19 protein-coding genes are annotated in these 17,456 nt (G+C 34.5%); 17 read left to right on the top strand and 2 right to left on the bottom strand.

Annotation, left to right across the window (positions count from 1 at the left end; translation table 11 throughout):
* Positions 1 to 130 precede the first annotated feature (130 nt).
* Positions 131 to 949: a triphosphoribosyl-dephospho-CoA synthase CitG gene (gene citG / locus ACNDLV_RS07015; RefSeq protein ID WP_006587340.1), complete on the top strand. Its 819-nt coding sequence runs from the start codon at positions 131 to 133 to the stop codon at positions 947 to 949.
* On the top strand, positions 949 to 2,307 hold the full coding sequence (locus ACNDLV_RS07010; RefSeq protein WP_498883017.1) for a threonine/serine exporter family protein: 1,359 nt from the start codon (positions 949 to 951) through the stop codon (positions 2,305 to 2,307). Before citG ends, ACNDLV_RS07010 begins: the two co-directional genes overlap by 1 nt.
* Positions 2,308 to 2,382: 75 nt before the next feature.
* Here ACNDLV_RS07010 and ybaK read toward each other — a convergent pair whose 3' ends face one another.
* Positions 2,383 to 2,889, bottom strand: a complete 507-nt coding sequence (gene ybaK / locus ACNDLV_RS07005) for a Cys-tRNA(Pro) deacylase (RefSeq protein WP_006587339.1) — start codon at positions 2,887 to 2,889, stop codon at positions 2,383 to 2,385.
* A 65-nt stretch (positions 2,890 to 2,954) separates the two neighbouring features.
* Here ybaK and prmA point away from each other — a divergent pair, with 65 nt between their 5' ends.
* The 15 genes from prmA (at position 2,955) to ACNDLV_RS06930 (ending at position 16,530) form a co-directional block, all read left to right on the top strand.
* On the top strand, positions 2,955 to 3,899 hold the full coding sequence (gene prmA / locus ACNDLV_RS07000) for a 50S ribosomal protein L11 methyltransferase (RefSeq protein ID WP_006587338.1): 945 nt from the start codon (positions 2,955 to 2,957) through the stop codon (positions 3,897 to 3,899).
* Between the two features lie 44 nt (positions 3,900 to 3,943).
* Positions 3,944 to 4,318: a hypothetical protein gene (locus ACNDLV_RS06995; RefSeq protein ID WP_006586810.1), complete on the top strand. Its 375-nt coding sequence runs from the start codon at positions 3,944 to 3,946 to the stop codon at positions 4,316 to 4,318.
* 21 nt (positions 4,319 to 4,339) lie between these two features.
* On the top strand, positions 4,340 to 6,574 hold the full coding sequence (locus ACNDLV_RS06990) for a RelA/SpoT family protein (protein ID WP_022091169.1): 2,235 nt from the start codon (positions 4,340 to 4,342) through the stop codon (positions 6,572 to 6,574).
* Positions 6,574 to 7,014 (top strand): D-aminoacyl-tRNA deacylase, encoded by a 441-nt coding sequence (gene dtd, locus ACNDLV_RS06985; RefSeq protein ID WP_006586808.1) that lies wholly within the window; start codon positions 6,574 to 6,576, stop codon positions 7,012 to 7,014. Before ACNDLV_RS06990 ends, dtd begins: the two co-directional genes overlap by 1 nt.
* A 266-nt stretch (positions 7,015 to 7,280) precedes the next feature.
* A complete protein-coding gene (hisS, locus tag ACNDLV_RS06980; protein ID WP_006586807.1) occupies positions 7,281 to 8,561 on the top strand; it encodes a histidine--tRNA ligase in 1,281 nt (426 codons plus the stop codon).
* 17 nt (positions 8,562 to 8,578) lie between these two features.
* A complete protein-coding gene (aspS, locus tag ACNDLV_RS06975) occupies positions 8,579 to 10,411 on the top strand; it encodes an aspartate--tRNA ligase (RefSeq protein WP_006586806.1) in 1,833 nt (610 codons plus the stop codon).
* A gap of 184 nt (positions 10,412 to 10,595) precedes the next feature.
* Positions 10,596 to 10,862, top strand: coding sequence for an AbrB/MazE/SpoVT family DNA-binding domain-containing protein (locus ACNDLV_RS06970; RefSeq protein ID WP_006587336.1), 267 nt, complete (start codon positions 10,596 to 10,598; stop codon positions 10,860 to 10,862).
* Positions 10,862 to 11,194: a type II toxin-antitoxin system PemK/MazF family toxin gene (locus ACNDLV_RS06965; RefSeq protein WP_006586804.1), complete on the top strand. Its 333-nt coding sequence runs from the start codon at positions 10,862 to 10,864 to the stop codon at positions 11,192 to 11,194. The genes ACNDLV_RS06970 and ACNDLV_RS06965 overlap by 1 nt, the downstream gene beginning before the upstream one ends.
* Before the next feature lie 149 nt (positions 11,195 to 11,343).
* Entirely contained in the window at positions 11,344 to 12,930 is a 1,587-nt protein-coding gene (locus ACNDLV_RS06960) for an ATP-binding cassette domain-containing protein (protein WP_006586803.1), read from the top strand.
* 345 nt (positions 12,931 to 13,275) lie between these two features.
* Positions 13,276 to 13,461 carry a hypothetical protein gene (locus ACNDLV_RS06955; protein WP_006586802.1) on the top strand — a complete coding sequence of 62 codons (186 nt, stop codon included), beginning with the start codon at positions 13,276 to 13,278 and terminating at the stop codon, positions 13,459 to 13,461.
* 242 nt (positions 13,462 to 13,703) lie between these two features.
* Positions 13,704 to 13,952 carry a type II toxin-antitoxin system PemI/MazE family antitoxin gene (gene mazE, locus ACNDLV_RS06950; protein WP_006586801.1) on the top strand — a complete coding sequence of 83 codons (249 nt, stop codon included), beginning with the start codon at positions 13,704 to 13,706 and terminating at the stop codon, positions 13,950 to 13,952.
* Complete coding sequence (locus tag ACNDLV_RS06945; RefSeq protein ID WP_006586800.1) at positions 13,946 to 14,284, top strand: type II toxin-antitoxin system PemK/MazF family toxin; 339 nt, start codon at positions 13,946 to 13,948, stop codon at positions 14,282 to 14,284. The genes mazE and ACNDLV_RS06945 overlap by 7 nt, the downstream gene beginning before the upstream one ends.
* A gap of 319 nt (positions 14,285 to 14,603) precedes the next feature.
* Entirely contained in the window at positions 14,604 to 15,044 is a 441-nt protein-coding gene (msrB, locus tag ACNDLV_RS06940) for a peptide-methionine (R)-S-oxide reductase MsrB (RefSeq protein WP_006586798.1), read from the top strand.
* Positions 15,044 to 15,574: a peptide-methionine (S)-S-oxide reductase MsrA gene (gene msrA / locus ACNDLV_RS06935; RefSeq protein WP_006586797.1), complete on the top strand. Its 531-nt coding sequence runs from the start codon at positions 15,044 to 15,046 to the stop codon at positions 15,572 to 15,574. Before msrB ends, msrA begins: the two co-directional genes overlap by 1 nt.
* A 77-nt stretch (positions 15,575 to 15,651) precedes the next feature.
* Entirely contained in the window at positions 15,652 to 16,530 is an 879-nt protein-coding gene (locus tag ACNDLV_RS06930) for a YitT family protein (protein WP_006586796.1), read from the top strand.
* A 50-nt stretch (positions 16,531 to 16,580) separates the two neighbouring features.
* Here the strand turns inward: ACNDLV_RS06930 and ACNDLV_RS06925 are convergent, their stop codons facing one another.
* Positions 16,581 to 17,405: a pyruvate, water dikinase regulatory protein gene (locus ACNDLV_RS06925; RefSeq protein WP_006584812.1), complete on the bottom strand. Its 825-nt coding sequence runs from the start codon at positions 17,403 to 17,405 to the stop codon at positions 16,581 to 16,583.
* Positions 17,406 to 17,456 lie beyond the last annotated feature (51 nt).

Below are 17,456 nucleotides of genomic sequence, written 5' to 3'. Positions count from 1 at the left end.
AAATAATTAAATATCCGTACAAAATAGGCTTCTTTGAAGCCTATTTTTTTGTTCTAGTTAAATTTTAAAATGTATAGCTAGTAAAATATGGTAAAATGATAAAGTTATTTAATTAAAAGAAGGGATACAAGTGAAATATCTACATGCTGATTTAGCTATTAAGGCGTTGCTTTATGAGGTAGTAACTTTGCCTAAGCCAGGATTGGTTGATCCTGCAACTCACGGCTCTCATCCTGATATGGATATTTATACTTTTATTGATAGTACCCTGAGTTTACGTACTTATTTTGAAAAAGCCGAAGAATTGGGACGTAATTATGATGGAAAATTGTCAGATATGTTTGAAAAACTTCGAAAGCATGGAATAAAGGCTGAGCAAAGGATGTTTGCTAGCACTAAAGGTATAAATACTCATAAAGGGGCAATTTTTTCGCTTGGTATTTTTGTTTGCGCTTGTAGTTATGCAAAAAGTAATAATTGTGATGTTTTTAAAATTGTTCAATCAATGACACAGGGACTAGTTGAACGTGATTTAGCAAACATTAAAAATCCAAAAACTGCAGGTGAAATTGAATATCAAAAATATGGCAAAGCCGGTATTCGTGGCCAGGCTGAAGTCGGATACCCAATAGTAAATCAAATTTCACTCCCATTTTTAAGACAAGCTACAGGAACTCTTAATGAAAAGCTGCTAGATACATTGATGAAAATAGCAAGTGTAACAGAAGATTCAAATTTTATTAAGCGCGCCGGTAGTATAGAGAAATTAGATGAGCTAAAAAAATGGAGCAAGCATTTTCTTGATTTGGGAGGAGCCAAAGAAGCTGAAGCATTAGCTTATTTATCAAGGCTTGATAACCTTTTTTCTGAAAAAAACTACAGTCTTGGTGGCTGTGCAGATTTGTTGATTATAACAATTTTTCTGGCCTTGGAAGAGGGAACAATTTAATGGTAAAGGAAATAGACAAAATAGATATGGGACATCATTTATCAAATTCTCACCACATGAAAATACAATGGGAGGAATTTTTTAAAAGTAAAGATGAAACTCCGGCTAAGAAGGCAACACTTGTCGAAAAAGCAAGTATTGTTGGACGTGTTGGATTAATGATTTTGAGCTGTGGTACTGGATCATGGAGAGTGCGCGATTCGATGAATACAATTGCTCGTGCATTAGATATTACATGTTCAGCAGATATTGGCTTATTAACAATTGATTGCACATGTTTTGATGTAAATAACCAGTCATATAGTCAAACTTTAACTTTACCTTCAACCGGTATTAATATGACTAAACTTAATGAATTAGAGCGTTTTGTTAGACAATTTGAAGCAGGAGATGGCAACTGGAATATTGGTCAAATTCACCGTCGATTAGGGGAAATTGAACATTTAAAAAGCCGTTATACACCAGTAATTGCGGGCTTAGCTGCGGCAATTGCTTGTGCAGGTTTTATCTTTTTGCTTGGTGGCGGTATACCTGAAATTGTATGTGCATTCTTTGGGGCGGGATGTGGTAATTACACTCGAATGAAAATGGGACAAAGGCATATAACAATGGTTGCTAAAGTTGCTACCGCTGTTTTTGTGGCTTGTGTAACGTATTTTTTAGCTTTCCAATTATTACATTTTATTTTTAATATTCGGTCTAGTCATATTTTTGGTTATATTGGTTCGATGCTGTTCGTAATTCCTGGCTTCCCATTTATTACTGCAGGCCTTGACTTATCGAAGTTAGATATGAGATCCGGCCTTGAAAGAATGGCATATGCATTATTAATTATTATTGTAGCTACGACTGTAGGTTGGGCAACTGCCTTGTTAATTGGGATTCACCCTGGAGATATGACCAAATTAGGCTTAAATCCTGTTAACTTAACGATTTTTAGGTTAATTGTCAGTTTTTGTGGAGTTTTTGGCTTCAGTTTAATGTTTAACTCTAAAGTTAATTATGCGGCCTTAACTGCTGTTATTGGAGCAATTTCCAATACTTTACGTTTAAGTTTAGTAGATTATGGTCATATGCCACCAGCATTGGCTGCTTTTATAGGTGTGCTTCTTTCCGGATTACTTGCTTCATTTATACGTGAAAAAGTTGGTTACCCAAGAATAGCTATTACAGTTCCGTCAGTAGTTATCATGGTGCCGGGACTTTATATGTATCGAGCTGTTTTCAATTTAGGTTTGACTCGAATAAGCCTAGGGGCTTATTGGGCTACTGAAGCAATTATGATTGTTATTGCATTACCACTTGGTTTGATTGCAGCTAGAATTTTGACAGATAGTAAATGGCGCCATGCTTCATAAAGTTAAAGACTATTCAAAAAAACAAGAGTTCATCTTCACGATAACTCTTGTTTTTTTATAATTAAATATTAGTGGTTATTTTTCTAACAAATCACCAAAAGTCCCTTCAACCACTTTTTGTAAGTCTAGAGGGGCCAATTGGACACTTCGCCCGACTTTCCCAGAGGAAACAATGATTTTTTCTTCATTTTTCATACTGTTGTCAAGATAAATCGGATAATGGTCATTAAAATGAATACCAATCGGAGTATTAGCACCATGAACATAGCCAGTTGTTTTTTCCAACTTCTTTAGTGGCAACATTTCACATTTTTTATTACCAGAAACTTTAGCTAATTTTTTTAAATCTAAATGTTCAGTAATAGGTAAAACAGCAACAAGTGGACCTGTTTTATTTCCTTCACAAGCAAGCGTCTTGTAGACCAGACGTTGGTCTTGTTCTAAAATAGAAGTATCCATTTGAAAAACACCATGTTCTTCATGGGTTTCAAATTCTTTTTGCTCGTAAGGAATTTTTTCTCGATCGAGAATCTTTTCTACTAATGTTTTTTCGAGTTTATCTTTTTTACGTTTCTTTGACATTTTTATCACCTTTACCATCATATCATGGTCAAACGTAGTGTCAAAAATAGATTGGAGTCTGATTAATGAAATTATTATTGATAAAATTGCAAACTAGCCATGAAATTGAAGATGCGCTAACTTATTTTAGTCAAGAACAAGTTAAGGCTTTAGGAGTTGAAGCAAGAAAGCGCAGTGATTTTGAACAAGCAGGCTGGGCTAATGATTCTACGGTAGTTGATTTCGATGATATAGAAAACTTGCCTGATGATATGGAATTTATCGCTTATTTTGATCAAGAACGTGACCCTCAGGAACTAATTGAACAATATAAGGATAAATTAACAGAATTAGAATCTTATGGTCTTGATACTGGCAAAAAAGAAATTAGTTATGACTATGTTCAAGATAAAGATTGGAATAAAGTTTGGCAGAAATATTATCACGTTCTTAATTTCTCTCGTCACTTGGCAATCGTTCCTGAATGGGAAGATTATCAACCTGAGTTCCCAGACCAAAAAGTTATTACTCTAGATCCAGGACTAGCTTTTGGGACCGGGGGACATACTACTACTCAGTTGGTAATGATGGCACTTGAACGTAGTATGACAAAACCTGCTAAGGTTTTAGATGTTGGAACTGGTTCGGGGATTTTAGCGATTGCGGCTAGCAAATTAGGAGCAGAAAGTGTTCTTGCTACGGATATTTCCGATGAGGCAGTTACAGCAGCTAACGAGAATATTGCACTTAATAAACTTAACAATATTAAAGTTATTAAAGCTAACTTGTTAAAAAATATAAATGGTAAATTTGACTTAATTTTAGCTAATATTTTAGCTGAAATCTTATTTGATCTAATTCCTGAACTGAATGATCACCTTGCTCCTAATGGTAAAATTATTTTTTCTGGGATTGATTATTTACAAGCAGAAAAAGTTAAACAAAGTTTAGCAGAAAATGGTTTTTCTGTAAAAACCACTATGCAAGAAGGACGTTGGGTTTGCCTATTAATTGAACGTAAACCAGAATAAAGTGCTAGAATTAAAAGAAATTAAAACAGAAAGAGTTGGATAATATGGCAAAATTACAGCTAGCCAAAAAGAAAATATTAGAAGCAAGCTGGATTAAAAAATTAAATAGTTATTCCTTTATGCCAGTAATTTGGTGGACACTATTATTGGTTCTTTTAGCATATGGCTCAAGTTTATTACAAATAAAATTAACTTGGCGAGTAGGATTTATTTTTATTATTTTAAATAGTTTGATTAGTTATCAGGTAGGAAAAGTAATAAATGATAGGAATCTTAAGAAGTATTGGCTGTTATTTTTGCCAATTGTGTTTTTATTAGTTGTATTATCACGATATGCTAAGTATAATTTAGTTTTAATTATTATTTATTTAATTATGGAATTTTTTGGCTCATTGAAGGGCAATATTTATAAAAACTAAATTTTGGAGTAGGTGAGTAAGATGTCTAAATACATTGAAATGACCCATGAAGAGGTTATCTCTGCATGTAAAAAATATATGAATAAAGAACAACTTGCTTTTGTAGAAAGAGCTTATGAATATGCAGATAAAGCACATTCAGGTCAAAAAAGAGCAAGCGGACAGCCATATATTATTCACCCAACTCAAGTTGCTGGGACTTTAGCAAATTTAGGACTAGATCCAGATACTGTTGCTGCGGGATTTTTACATGACACAGTTGAAGATACTTCAGTTACTAATGATGATATAAAGCGTGAATTTGGTGAAGATGTAGCTTTTATTGTTGATGGGGTAACAAAGCTAAACAAGTATGAATATAAGTCACATGAAGAATTTTTAGCTGAAAATCACCGAAAAATGCTGATTGCTATGGCAAAAGATTTGCGGGTAATTATGGTTAAATTGGCAGACCGTTTGCATAATATGCATACCCTTGACCATTTACGCCCCGATAAGCAACGCCGAATTGCATCAGAAACTTTAGATATTTATGCGCCGCTGGCAGATCGTTTAGGTATTGGGACAATTAAATGGGAGCTTGAAGATATGAGCTTGCATTATCTAAACCCTGAAGCCTACTACAATATTGTCAACCAGATGAACTCTAAGCGTAGTGAGCGCGAAGGCTATATTGAAACGGCAATTGCTTATTTAAAAGATACCTTAGATAGTTTGCATATTAAATATGATATTTATGGTCGACCTAAGCATATTTACTCTATTTACAAAAAGATGGTGAATAAGCATAAAGATTTTAGTGAAATCTTTGATTTACTTGCTGTTCGTGTGATAGTTCAAAATGTGCGCGATTGTTATGCCGTGCTTGGTGCTGTTCATACTAAGTGGAAGCCAATGCCTGGAAGGTTTAAAGATTATATTGCTGTTCCAAAGGCTAATGGCTATCAATCATTGCATACTACGATTATTGGACCAGGTGGGAAAACTCTTGAAATTCAAATTAGAACTCAACAAATGCATGAAGTGGCTGAATATGGGGTTGCCGCACACTGGGCATATAAAAAAGGTGACACTCAAGCTGTTGAAGCAACTAGTGCTGGTCGCAAATTAGATATGTTTCGAGAAATTTTGGAATTAAAAGATGAAACTAGTAATGCTGATGAGTTTATGAAGAGTGTGAAATCTGATATCTTTTCAGATTCAGTTTATGTCTTTACTCCAAAAGGGGATGTTTATGAATTAGCAAAGGGTTCTGTCCCACTGGATTTTGCCTATGCAATCCACACTCAAGTTGGAAGTCATGCTGTTGGTGCAAAAGTTAATGACAAGTTAGTCCCACTTGATTATCGTCTTAAAAATGGTGATGTTGTCTCAATTTTGACACAGTCTAATGCCGAACCATCACCAGATTGGATGAATATGGTCAAAACATCACGGGCTCGTAACAAAATTAGACGTTTTCTAAAAGAGCAACGCAAGGATGAAAACATTGAGAAAGGCCGTAGTGACGTTGCTAATTTACTTAGAGAACGTGGCTTGAATGCAAAGGAATATCTTGATAAAGAGCACATTCAAAAATTACTTGACCAATTAAATTATCATTCTGAAGATGAGATGTTCTCACAAGTTGGTTACGGTGAAGTTTCTGCAATTGGAATTGTTAATCGTTTAACTGAAGATTTACGTAAAGAAGAAAATAAAAAGCAAAAAGAATTAGAAGAAAAAATTCTGAATGCTGGGCAAACGGCAACTGAAGAAACTAAAAATATTACTCCAAATCGTGCAGTTATGCATGTAAAACATAATAATGGTGTCGTTATTCAAGGCGTAAGTGACTTAATGTTGCACTTAGCTAAATGTTGCAATCCAGTTCCTGGTGATGAAATTATTGGCTATGTTACAAAAGGCCGTGGTGTAACTATTCACCGGACAGATTGCCGCAATGTGACTGATGAAGCAGCTAAAGAGGGGCGTTTGATTGATGTTGATTGGGAAAATGTCGGAGAACGCTCAGAAACATTCAATGCCAACATTGAAATTTTTGGTTACAATCGTTCTAGCTTACTTAGTGATGTAATTAATAAGTTAAATAGTTTAACTAAAAATATTAAAAATATTTCTGGTAAAGTAAATGAAGAAAATATTGCCCATATTTACGTTACGATTACTGTTAAGGACTCTCAGCAGCTAAATGAAGCTTTGAGTCGCTTGCGCGATATACCAGATGTATATTCAACAAAGAGGTCTGATAATTAATGAGAGTTGTTATTCAAAGAGTTAATCACGCACAAGTGAAAATCGATGATGAAGTTGTAGGTAAGATTAAGCGTGGCTTTTTGTTATTAGTTGGTATTGGACAAGATGATAATGAGAAAGTAATTGCCAAGGCAGCTCAAAAAATAGCTAAAATGCGCATTTTTGAGGATGAAGAAGGAAAAACAAACTTAAGTTTGGCTGATGTAAAAGGCCAAATCTTAAGTGTTAGTCAGTTTACCTTATTGGCAGATACTAAAAGGGGAAATCGGCCTAGCTTTGTCAATGCTATGCGACCACCCAAGGCTGATGAATTATGGCAAGATTTCAATCAAGAGTTAAAGCAACTTGGCTTCCACGTGGAAACAGGTCACTTTGGGGCAGATATGAAAGTTGAACTTGAAAATGATGGCCCTTTCACAATCGTTTTAGATCTTGATTAGTATTGACTTTAATGAAAGAAAAAAGTAAGCTATAAAAGAATTATCAATGACGAAGAATTGAAGATTGAAACTTATTTTCAGAGAGTGTCCGTTTGGGTGAAAGGACATAGAGTAGCAATCTGTGACCCCTTTAGCAGATAATGGTTCGTGTGGCGAGCGTTAATCGTAGCAAGCAAAAGGTGGTACCGTGCTATTTGAGCGCCCTTGGATATATTCCCGGGCGCTCTTTTTAGTTGCAAAATTTAAACATAAAAAGGGTGTAGTTAATGAAGGTACAAAAGCCAAAAGGTACAGTTGATATTTTGCCTGAAGTTTCAGGAAATTGGGAAAAAGTTGAACAAATTGCACGTGACTTTTTCAAACAAGCAAATTACCGTGAAATTAGAACTCCTAGCTTTGAAAGTTATGAAGTCTTTTCTCGTTCATCCGGTGAAACTAGTGATGTCGTTGAAAAGGAAATGTATGACTTTAACGATAAAGGTGGTCGTCATATTGCCTTGCGTCCAGAAGGAACTGCTGGGGTAGTTAGATCATTTGTTGAAAATAAGATGTATGGTCCAGATGTCGTAAAACCATTTAATGTTTATTACATTGAATCTATGTTCCGATATGAAAGACCACAAGCAGGCCGTCAACGTGAATTTCACCAAATTGGTTGTGAAAGCTTTGGCTCAAATAATCCATTAGCTGATATTGAAACAATTATGATGGGGAACGACTTACTTAATAAGTTAGGTGTTAAGAATTTTGAACTTCATATCAATTCACTTGGTAATGAAGATGTTCGCCAAAAGTATCATGATGCTTTAGTTGATTACTTTACTCCAGTAAAAGATCAATTATCAGAAGATTCTCAAAGACGCTTGGGTAAAAACCCACTAAGAATTCTTGATTCTAAAGAAGAACAAGATAAGCAATTTTTACCAAATGCGCCAAGAATTGTGGATTATTTAGATGATGAATCAAAAGCTAATTTCAAATATATAACTGACGCTTTGGATAAGTTAGGCATTAAATATGTTTTAGATGATGACTTAGTTCGTGGGCTTGATTACTATACTGGTGTGATTTTTGAATTTATGGTTGCTGATACTGATTTGTGGGCTTCTCCAACTACTGTATTAGGTGGGGGAAGATATAATCACTTAGTTGAAGAATTTGGTGGACCTGAAACACCAGCTGTTGGTTTTGGTATTGGTGAAGAGCGTTTGATGCTTGTACTTGAAAAGCAAAACCCAGAATTGTTTGCTGATACTGGAATTGACTTCTTCATTGCTAACATTGGTGAAGGAACTGCGATGAAGAGCGTTGAACTTGCCAGAACTTTACGTAAGCAAGGTAAAAAAGTTCAATATGATGTAGATCAAAAGAAGCTTAAAAACCAATTCAAGAAAGCTGACCGTGTTCATGCCGAATTTGTAATTACTTTGGGTGAAAAAGAACTTGCCGAAGGAAATGTTTCAATTAAACGTTTAGCCGACGGCAAGCAAATCAAGTTTAGCTGGGATGAAATGAATAACATTAGCGAAGCTATGAAAAACTTTTAGGGAGATAAAAACTAACAATGGACAAGAGAACTGATTATTGTGGTAACATTACCAGCCAATATTTAGATCAAGAAGTAACTTTGTACGGCTGGGTACAAAGAGTCCGTAACTTGGGTAACTTAATTTTTATTGATTTACGTGACCGTGAAGGTATCGTTCAAGTTGTGGTTAACCATGATTCTGGTAAGGATTTAATGGATAAAGCTGACAGCTTAGGTAACGAATATGTTATTGAAGTTAAGGGTAAGGTAGTTAAGAGAAGTAGCGTTAATCCAGAAATGAAAACTGGTGAAGTTGAAGTTGATGCTACTACAATTACCATCCTAAACGAAGCTAAGAACCCACCATTTGAAATCAAGGATGACTTAAGTGCAAATGAACAAACTAAGCTTAAGTGCCGTTACCTTGACTTACGTCGTTCAACTTTACAAAGAGCTTTAATCACTCGTTCAAAGATTACTACAGCTGTTCACGAATTCTTTGATAGTGAAGGCTTCATTGATATTGAAACTCCTGATTTAGGTAAGTCAACACCAGAAGGTGCACGTGACTACTTAGTACCTTCACGTGTTTACCCAGGTAGTTTCTATGCATTACCACAATCACCTCAATTGTTTAAGCAATTATTAATGGGTGCTGGTTTTGACAAATATTATCAAATTGCACGTTGTTTCCGTGATGAAGACTTACGTGGTGACCGTCAACCAGAATTTACTCAAATTGATATGGAAACTTCATTCCTTGATGAAAAGGGTGTTCAAGACATCACTGAACGTCTTTTGCAAAAGGTAATGCATGATGTTAAAGGAGTAGATATTAAGTTACCACTTCCAAGAATTACTTGGAACGATGCTATGAACTACTACGGTAGTGACAAACCAGATATGCGTTTTGATATGAAGATTCAAGACTTAAATGAAGTCTTCAAGGATTCTGACTTTAAAGTCTTCTCAGGTGCTATTGCTGATGGTGGTTTTGTTAAGGCTATTGCTGTTGAAGGCGGGGCAAAGGCATATAGCCGTAAGAAGATTGAAGAAAAGCAAGAATACATCAAGCGCTTCCACGCTAAGGGCTTGGCTTGGGCTAAGTTTGAAGATGGTGAATTCTCAGGTCCAGTTAGTCGCTTTATTACTGATAATGAAGCTGAACAACTTAAGAAGATCTACAACTTAAAGGGTGGCGAATTGTTACTCTTTGTTGCTGACAAGTGGAAGGTATGTTGTGATGCTTTAGGTTACTTAAGACGTTCAATTGCCATTGAACTTAACATGGTATCTAAGGATGATTACCACTTTGAATGGGTTGTTGATTGGCCATTGTTTGAATATGATGAAGGCGATGATCAATGGATTGCAGCTCACCACCCATTCACTATGCCAGATGATGAAGGTATCAAGCTTCTTGAAACTGAACCACACAAAGCTCACGCAAGAAGTTACGATATCATCTTGAACGGTTACGAACTTGGTGGTGGTTCAATCCGTATCCATAAGAAGGACATCCAACTTAAGATGCTTAAGGCTCTTGGCTTTACTAAGGAAAAGGCTTACGAACAATTTGGCTTCTTACTTGATGCTTTAGACATGGGATTCCCACCACATGCAGGTTTAGCAATTGGTCTTGATAGATTTGCAATGCTCTTAACTGGTAAGGATAACATTCGTGACGTTATTGCCTTCCCTAAGACTGCAAGTGCAAGTGAACCAATGATGAAGGCTCCATCTCCTGTTTCAGATGAACAAATGGCTGAACTTGGAATCGAAGTTACTGCTTCTGCAAGAAGTGTACGTGATGACAACCAAAAAGAACTTGAAAAAGAAGCTGAAGCTGATATTAAGGATCATGAATAATTAAGAAAATAGTCTAGTTCGAAATGGAACTAGGCTATTTTTGTATTTTTTTGGGGAAAGTTTTAAAATGAGTTCAATAATTTAACTAAATCTTATTTCTTTAGTACGAAGTGTTTTTCTTTTTTGCAAAATAAATATGTGATAAAATTAGTAAGACGTAAGATGTAAGAAATGGAGGCAAATTATGGATAATGTAATGACAGGAAGAATGTCACAAAAAGGCCAAATTGTTATTCCGGCATCAATTCGTAAAGCTTTAGGCTTAACCAAAGGAACAGAATTATCTTTTAAGGTAGAAGGCGACGAAATTACAATAAAAAAATTACCAACAGCATTAGATTGGGCTAATCTAGTAAAACAAATTCCTGTTGAAAATGTAGAAATTGATAAAGAAGGGCATTATAATCCTAAGAAATCTCCAGAATTCCATGATTGGATGGTTAATGGTTGATGGAACCAATGGATATTTATATTGCCAATGTCCCATTTGACGAGAATAATAGAAGCAAAGTTCGGCCAGCTCTCGTAATTGAAATTAGTCAAGATAGTGTTATGGTTTTTAAAATAACTAGTCAGTTTAAAAATAAATCAATTCAGATTAAAAATTTATATTACCCAATTGAAGAGTGGAACCAAGCAGGTCTAAAGAAACAATCATATGTAGATATTCACAAATTGTATAAGCTTCCCCAAAAATGGATTTTTAGGCAACAACCAATTGGAAAATTGACAGATAATGATAAATTAGGACTCTTCAACTTTATTAAAAGAAAACAAAAGTAATTTGAATAATAGAAAAACAAGCAAGTAATTTTGCTTGTTTTTTGATTGAAATAATTAACTTAAATTTGCGAGATACATTCTTTGTATGAATATGGTTTGAGATAGTAAAATTTAAGTAGGGATGCATGTAATAAAAAAGGGGGGGTAGTATGAATACTTCATTGAAATATGCACCAAAGTGGAAGTTAGTTCTATATTCGCTGTTAGCAATTATTAGTTCGCTTGGTAATGTTGTTATAGCTTACGTAACAAAAATTATGTTAAATTCCGCTCAAAATCATCAAGGATCAGTGCAATTGATTGTTGTAACGGCCACTATTGGCTCGCTTACATTAATTGCTATTATGTTTATTAATTTTGGATTCCGGTATTTACGAAATGATATTGTCCAAGATATTAATTTGAGTTTGAAGAAGCGTATCGTGACATATTTAATTTACAATCAAAAAGATTCTCAAAAAGATGGTATGAGCTTGCTGACGAATGACATGAAGCAAGTGGAAACTGCAAAGATTCAAAATGAATTGTTAGTTATTTATCAGGGGATAACTTTTGTCATTGCTGTTTCTGTTGGTTTAATCAATTCTTGGCTGTTGACTTTAATTTTCATGGTTACCACCTTAATTCCAGGCTTCATTCAGAAGTTCTTTACTAAGAATATTCAAGAAAAATCAAAAATCTGGGAAGATAATAATGCTATTTATACGCAAAAGGTAAACGATGGTTTAAATGGCGCGAAAACTGTTGCTCTTTATGATGTACAACCAGTTTTAATTAAGAAAATTATCAATAGTGCTACGAATATGGAAGTTGCTCTTAAGAAATTTAATTATACACAAGGAGCAGTGGGTGAACTTATTCTAGCTATTGCTAATGTTTTCAGCTTTATTATTCCATTTTTGATTGGGGCTATTTTAATGTTTAATAATCAAATTGGCGCCGGTACATTGGTAATGATAATTCAACTTTCAAATGATTTTATCAATCCTGTAGTTGATATTTTCCAAAGATATAATGCTATTAAATCAACTGATTCTATTTGGGGTAAAGTCAGTGATGCACTTAACTTTAAGATCGATGACAGTGTCAATGAAGTAATATCAGATTTCAATTCATTAAAAGTATCAAACCTTTCTTATGAAGTGCCAAATAAACAATTGTTTGATAATGTTAATTTTGACGTTAAACCTAAAGATAAAGTTTTGTTAATGGCTCCGAGTGGTTGGGGTAAGACAACTTTACTGGGTATTCTGTTAGGAAGAATTGCCCCAAGTTCGGGTAAAGTTGAAATTAATCAAGTAGATGAGACTGGAAACTGGAAAAAGCTACATTCGTACTTTTCATATATTAACCAAAAACCATTTATTTTTGATGATAGTTTAGAATACAACGTTACGTTGGGGAGAAAGGTTAGCTCAGAAAAATTAAACTATGCCATTAATCAAGCTGGCTTAAAAGACTTGGTTGAAGAAAAAGGTTTAAATTATCAAGTGGGTGAAAAAGGTAATAAGTTATCAGGCGGACAAATTCAGAGAATTGAAATTGCGAGAGATTTATTAGCTGAAAGACCAATCATTTTAGCTGATGAGGCTACAAGTTCACTTGATCCAAAATTATCTTTAGCAATTCACAAGACGATTTTAGAGCAAAACCAAGCTGCTGTAATTGAAGTTGCGCATAAGGTTACTGATGAAGAGCGCGCAATGTTTACGAAGATTGTTAAGTTTAGTAAATAATTTTTTCAAAGACTAAGATGAGCAAAATCTTGGTCTTTTTTGCTATTTTTGAGTATCCTACTAATTTAAAAGAGCTCTTTGTCAAATCCTGTTGATGAAGAATGATTTAAAGAATCAAGCAATGAAGAAGTTGCTTGTTTTTTTCTTCTAACCTAATTCTTGTTAGTAAATTAATGTAATTTGAATAACCATAAGCAGTACGCTCAATCTATTAAAATTTGAGTCGTGTTGAATTTTATTGTAAGTAGAGGGACTATGGCCTCTTTTTTTGCTAGCAATTGTGCTATTTATAACTACTTTCTCGTCATTCTTATATTCTGTTTTTAAACATTAATATTGAAGCAAATGAAAAAAGAAATTGCTCAAGAAAAAGTTTATGACAAGCAATTAAAGCTAAAAACATCTGCAATACAGAATTTGAGAGAATCATGGCAGAATGCAAGCATTAGAGAAAATATGAGAAAGAAGTTTGAATCAAAAGCAAAACTCAGAGCAAAAAAATTAGCTATGAGCAGAGGTTTTGAACGATAGATGATAGCAGACACTAGAAAGACATTATAGTGTCTTTTTTTGGAGAATTAAAATGATAAAAAGAAATATTGAAATTGAATACCATATTAGACAACCAACTGGTGAAGTAATCTTAACTTTTTTATTTCTGGCTTCTGAGAGCACTATTATTTTTTACCGAAAAATAAGTAAATGTGATTACTTTTGTAATTACTTATGATATTATATGTTTATCATTAAGTTAAATAAAGGCGGTGCATTTTATGGATACTGTAAAAGCAAGAATACAAGGTAATGCAACAGTAGTAACAATTCCCAAATCTTTTAATGTAAAGCCCGGCACTGAGTACCGATTTACTAAAGGCAAAGGTGGAGTTCTTACATTAACACCGGCTAAGAGAGTGCCATCTTCGATTGAAGAACTATTTAAAGATTGGCATGGTGAATACCAAGTGCCTGATGACTTAAAGGAATGGCAGAATGTAAAGCCAGAAGGAGAAGAATTATGGTAGAGTATCCCCAGAGTGGTAGTATTATCTATATTAATTTTGATCCTTCAATTGGAGCTGAAATTCAAAAGCGTAGACCAGCAGTGGTCATTAGTAACGATATTTTAGCAAAAACATCACCTTTTGCATGGGTAGTGCCAATATCACATGATTCATTTAATGGAGAAGACTATCCATTACACGTTCAACTGGATGCAAGGACTCAAGTTGATGGAACTATCTATGTGGAACAGATTAAGGCATTTGATTTTAACCATCGTCAGTGGCAATTTGTAGAAATGTTACCAATGGATATCTTTGATGAAGTACGAAAAAAAGCAAGATTGGTCATATGATGCAATTCTCACTTTTGCTGTTTTATGTGTGATTATAAAAAACACATTATCGGTTTGGGAACAATCTGGAATATTACAATGAATATTGGCCCAATTTTAGTAGGTTCTTCTGTTCAGGAAAGTTTGATTTGGTTTTTCTGGACAGAAGTAGTCATTGTTGTAGGCTTGCAGTTTCTTATTATTTTAGTTTATATAATAGGATTTTTTAGAAAGAAATTTTACTCTAAAAATGAATAATTTTTTCAAAGACTAAGATGAGCAAAATCTTGGTCTTTTTTGTCATTTTTGAGTATCCTACTAATTAAAAGGAAGTGTTCTTATGGATTTAAGTGAAAAACAAGCTGCATTGAAAAAGCTAAGTAAAGAGCAATATGAAGTTACACAACATGCTGCAACAGAATACCCATTCTCTGGTAAGTATGATGACTTTTTTGAAGAGGGAATCTATGTTGATGTTGTTAGCGGTGAGCCACTTTTTTCTAGTTTAGATAAGTACAATTCAGGTTGTGGCTGGCCTGCATTTACTAAACCAATCGAAAAAGTGGTTTATAAACGTGATAGTAGCCATAATATGGAGCGAACTGAGGTAAGAAGTAAAGATGCCGATTCTCACTTAGGCCATGTATTTAATGATGGTCCAGTTGATCAAGGCGGAATGCGTTACTGCATTAATTCAGCTGCTTTGCGTTTCATTCCTAAGGCAGATTTGGAAAAAGAGGGTTACGGAAAGTATTTAGCTTTATTTGAAGGAGCAAAATAATGACAGAATATAAAAAGGCGATTTTTGCTGGTGGTTGTTTTTGGTGCATGGTAGCACCATTTGATACCTTACCTGGAGTTAAAAGTGTAATTTCTGGTTATACAGGAGGACATAAAGAAAATCCAACCTATGAAGAAGTATGTAATCATACAACAGGGCATTTAGAAGCTGTTGAAATCACTTATGACCCAGAAAAAATGTCTTATGAAAAGCTCTTGTCATATTATTGGCAAGTAGTTGACCCAACTGATGAAATGGGACAATTCCAAGATCGTGGTGAAACGTATCGTCCAGTAATTTACTATAGTGATGAAGAAGAAAAATCCTTAGCTGAAAAGTCAAAGCAAGAACTAGCTGACTCTGGAAAATTTGACAAGCAAATTGTCGTTGCAATTGAACCGGTGCAAAAGTTCTGGCCAGCTGAAGACTATCATCAATATTTCTACCAAAAGAATCCACTTCGGTACATGATGGAAGAAGCCGGTGGACGTGCTGCTTTTATCGAAAAACACTGGTCAAAAAATAATTAATAAAATATATAAATAACAAACAAAATCTTTCTAAATTTGGTAAACTAGTTGTGTTACTAATTTAAGAAGGTTTTTTTATGGAATCACTAGAAGGACTCTCACGACGTTATAATTTATTATCGAAAATTTCAGCAGCATTTTTATATGCAATTGCTGTTGCTGTGGCTTTGAATTTTTTCTGGCAACCTGGTCATATGTATTCTTCAGGAGTAACAGGATTTGCTCAGCTGATTAATACCTTATCAGAGAGATACTTACCATTCACTTTGACCACTTCGACGCTTTATTTTGCTTTAAATGTGCCATTATTTATTTTAGGCTGGTTTAAGATTGGTAAGAAATTCACTATTTTTACGATTATTGCAGTATTTCTTGCTTCGATTATGATGCATAGTTTACCTGCTCCAGAATGGAAGCTAGATCCGCTTATTTGTGCTATTTTTGGTGGCGTAATCAATGGTGTTGGTACCGGATTAGCTTTGAAAAGTGGTATTTCAACTGGTGGGTTAGATATTGTAGGTATCATTTTACGTAAAAAGACGGGCCAAAGTTTTGGATCAATTAATATTGCAATTAATCTTTTAATTGTGATTGCGGCTGGTTTTGTCTTTGGCTGGACCCGGTCACTTTATACAGCTTTGAACATTTTTATTAACGGCCGGGTAATTGACACTGTTTATACCCAGCATCAAAAGATGCAAGTCATGATTGTAACTGAACATCCTAAAAAAATTATTGATGGTATTCAAGAAAAGATGCATCGTGGGATTACGATAATTCATGATGTTGAAGGAGCTTATGGTCATACGGAAAAGACAATTTTATTTACCATTATTGACCGCTATGACATGTATGATATTCATAATATTATTGTTGCTTGCGATCCGTATGCCTTTGTTAGTGTAAGTGAAGTGGCAAAGGTTTATGGTCGTTTTAAGGAACAAGAACTAGTTTAAATAAATATAAAATAAAATCGCACCTCAAAAGAGATGCGATTTTTTAATTTTTACATTTCATCTTCAATTCCCAAATGACGTAAAATCAATGCTGCAGTTTCTTCAATTGAACGGTGGGCAACATTAACAACATAGCAACCTAACTTAGTAAAGAGCGCTTGTGCGGAAGCTAATTCCTTATTAATTGCGTCCATATTTGAATAAGAAGTTTCAGGATCAAGTCCATAACTCTTAAGCCGAGCAACTCTAATTTCATTTAAAACTTGCGGATCATTTGTTAAACCGATAATCTTTTTAGGATCAATTTGATAAATTTCATCTGGAATATGGGTTTGTGGTACTAGTGGAAGATTGGCTACTTTTAGATTTTTATTAGCCAAGAATAATGAAAGGGGAGTCTTACTTGTTCTTGAAACACCAAGTAACACAACATCAGCTTCCAAAAAGCCCTTGGGGTCTTTTCCATCATCATACATGACAGCAAATTCCATAGCTGAAATACGATCAAAATAATTTTTGGTTAATTGGTGACTAGCTCCAATTTGACCTGAAGGTTCAAGCCCTGTCATTGCATGAATATCATCAACGACACTTGAAAAAATATCGACTGGTTTTGCACCATGTTCACGGGCAAACTTAATAGTCGCTAATTGTAAATCACTGTTTACAAGAGTATAGCCAATTAACATATGCTCACAGCTATCAAGTTCATCAAAAACTTTTTCTAATTTTTCCATTGTTGTGATGAATGGATAACGACGGTAGTTTACTTCAGCATCAGGATATTGTGCTGCAGCAGCTTTCATTAAGTTAAAGGCAGTATCACCAACACTGTCGGAAATGATTATAATGTTAACAATTTTGCTTTTTTCCATAACTTTTTACCTCATTTATATTTTCAATTCTATTATACTCTGAAATTTTTT

The sequence above is a fragment of the Lactobacillus fornicalis genome (assembly GCF_055362665.1).
Note: the sequence above shows the minus strand (reverse complement) of the source record. Positions and strands in the feature narration are given on the sequence as shown.

Bases quoted from the DNA above. Each gene is read 5' to 3' on its own strand.
- ACNDLV_RS06965 (WP_006586804.1), top strand. From the start codon at position 10,862: ATGGAACCAATGGATATTTATATTGCCAATGTCCCATTTGACGAGAAT.
- ybaK (WP_006587339.1), bottom strand. From the start codon at position 2,889: ATGTCAAAGAAACGTAAAAAAGATAAACTCGAAAAAACATTAGTAGAA.
- ACNDLV_RS07010 (WP_498883017.1), top strand. From the start codon at position 949: ATGGTAAAGGAAATAGACAAAATAGATATGGGACATCATTTATCAAAT.
- ACNDLV_RS06960 (WP_006586803.1), top strand. From the start codon at position 11,344: ATGAATACTTCATTGAAATATGCACCAAAGTGGAAGTTAGTTCTATAT.
- ACNDLV_RS06990 (WP_022091169.1), top strand. From the start codon at position 4,340: ATGTCTAAATACATTGAAATGACCCATGAAGAGGTTATCTCTGCATGT.
- ACNDLV_RS06970 (WP_006587336.1), top strand. From the start codon at position 10,596: ATGGATAATGTAATGACAGGAAGAATGTCACAAAAAGGCCAAATTGTT.
- ACNDLV_RS06995 (WP_006586810.1), top strand. From the start codon at position 3,944: ATGGCAAAATTACAGCTAGCCAAAAAGAAAATATTAGAAGCAAGCTGG.
- hisS (WP_006586807.1), top strand. From the start codon at position 7,281: ATGAAGGTACAAAAGCCAAAAGGTACAGTTGATATTTTGCCTGAAGTT.
- ACNDLV_RS06925 (WP_006584812.1), bottom strand. From the start codon at position 17,405: ATGGAAAAAAGCAAAATTGTTAACATTATAATCATTTCCGACAGTGTT.
- ACNDLV_RS06945 (WP_006586800.1), top strand. From the start codon at position 13,946: ATGGTAGAGTATCCCCAGAGTGGTAGTATTATCTATATTAATTTTGAT.
- aspS (WP_006586806.1), top strand. From the start codon at position 8,579: ATGGACAAGAGAACTGATTATTGTGGTAACATTACCAGCCAATATTTA.
- msrB (WP_006586798.1), top strand. From the start codon at position 14,604: ATGGATTTAAGTGAAAAACAAGCTGCATTGAAAAAGCTAAGTAAAGAG.
- dtd (WP_006586808.1), top strand. From the start codon at position 6,574: ATGAGAGTTGTTATTCAAAGAGTTAATCACGCACAAGTGAAAATCGAT.
- msrA (WP_006586797.1), top strand. From the start codon at position 15,044: ATGACAGAATATAAAAAGGCGATTTTTGCTGGTGGTTGTTTTTGGTGC.
- ACNDLV_RS06930 (WP_006586796.1), top strand. From the start codon at position 15,652: ATGGAATCACTAGAAGGACTCTCACGACGTTATAATTTATTATCGAAA.
- ACNDLV_RS06955 (WP_006586802.1), top strand. From the start codon at position 13,276: ATGAAAAAAGAAATTGCTCAAGAAAAAGTTTATGACAAGCAATTAAAG.
- prmA (WP_006587338.1), top strand. From the start codon at position 2,955: ATGAAATTATTATTGATAAAATTGCAAACTAGCCATGAAATTGAAGAT.
- mazE (WP_006586801.1), top strand. From the start codon at position 13,704: ATGGATACTGTAAAAGCAAGAATACAAGGTAATGCAACAGTAGTAACA.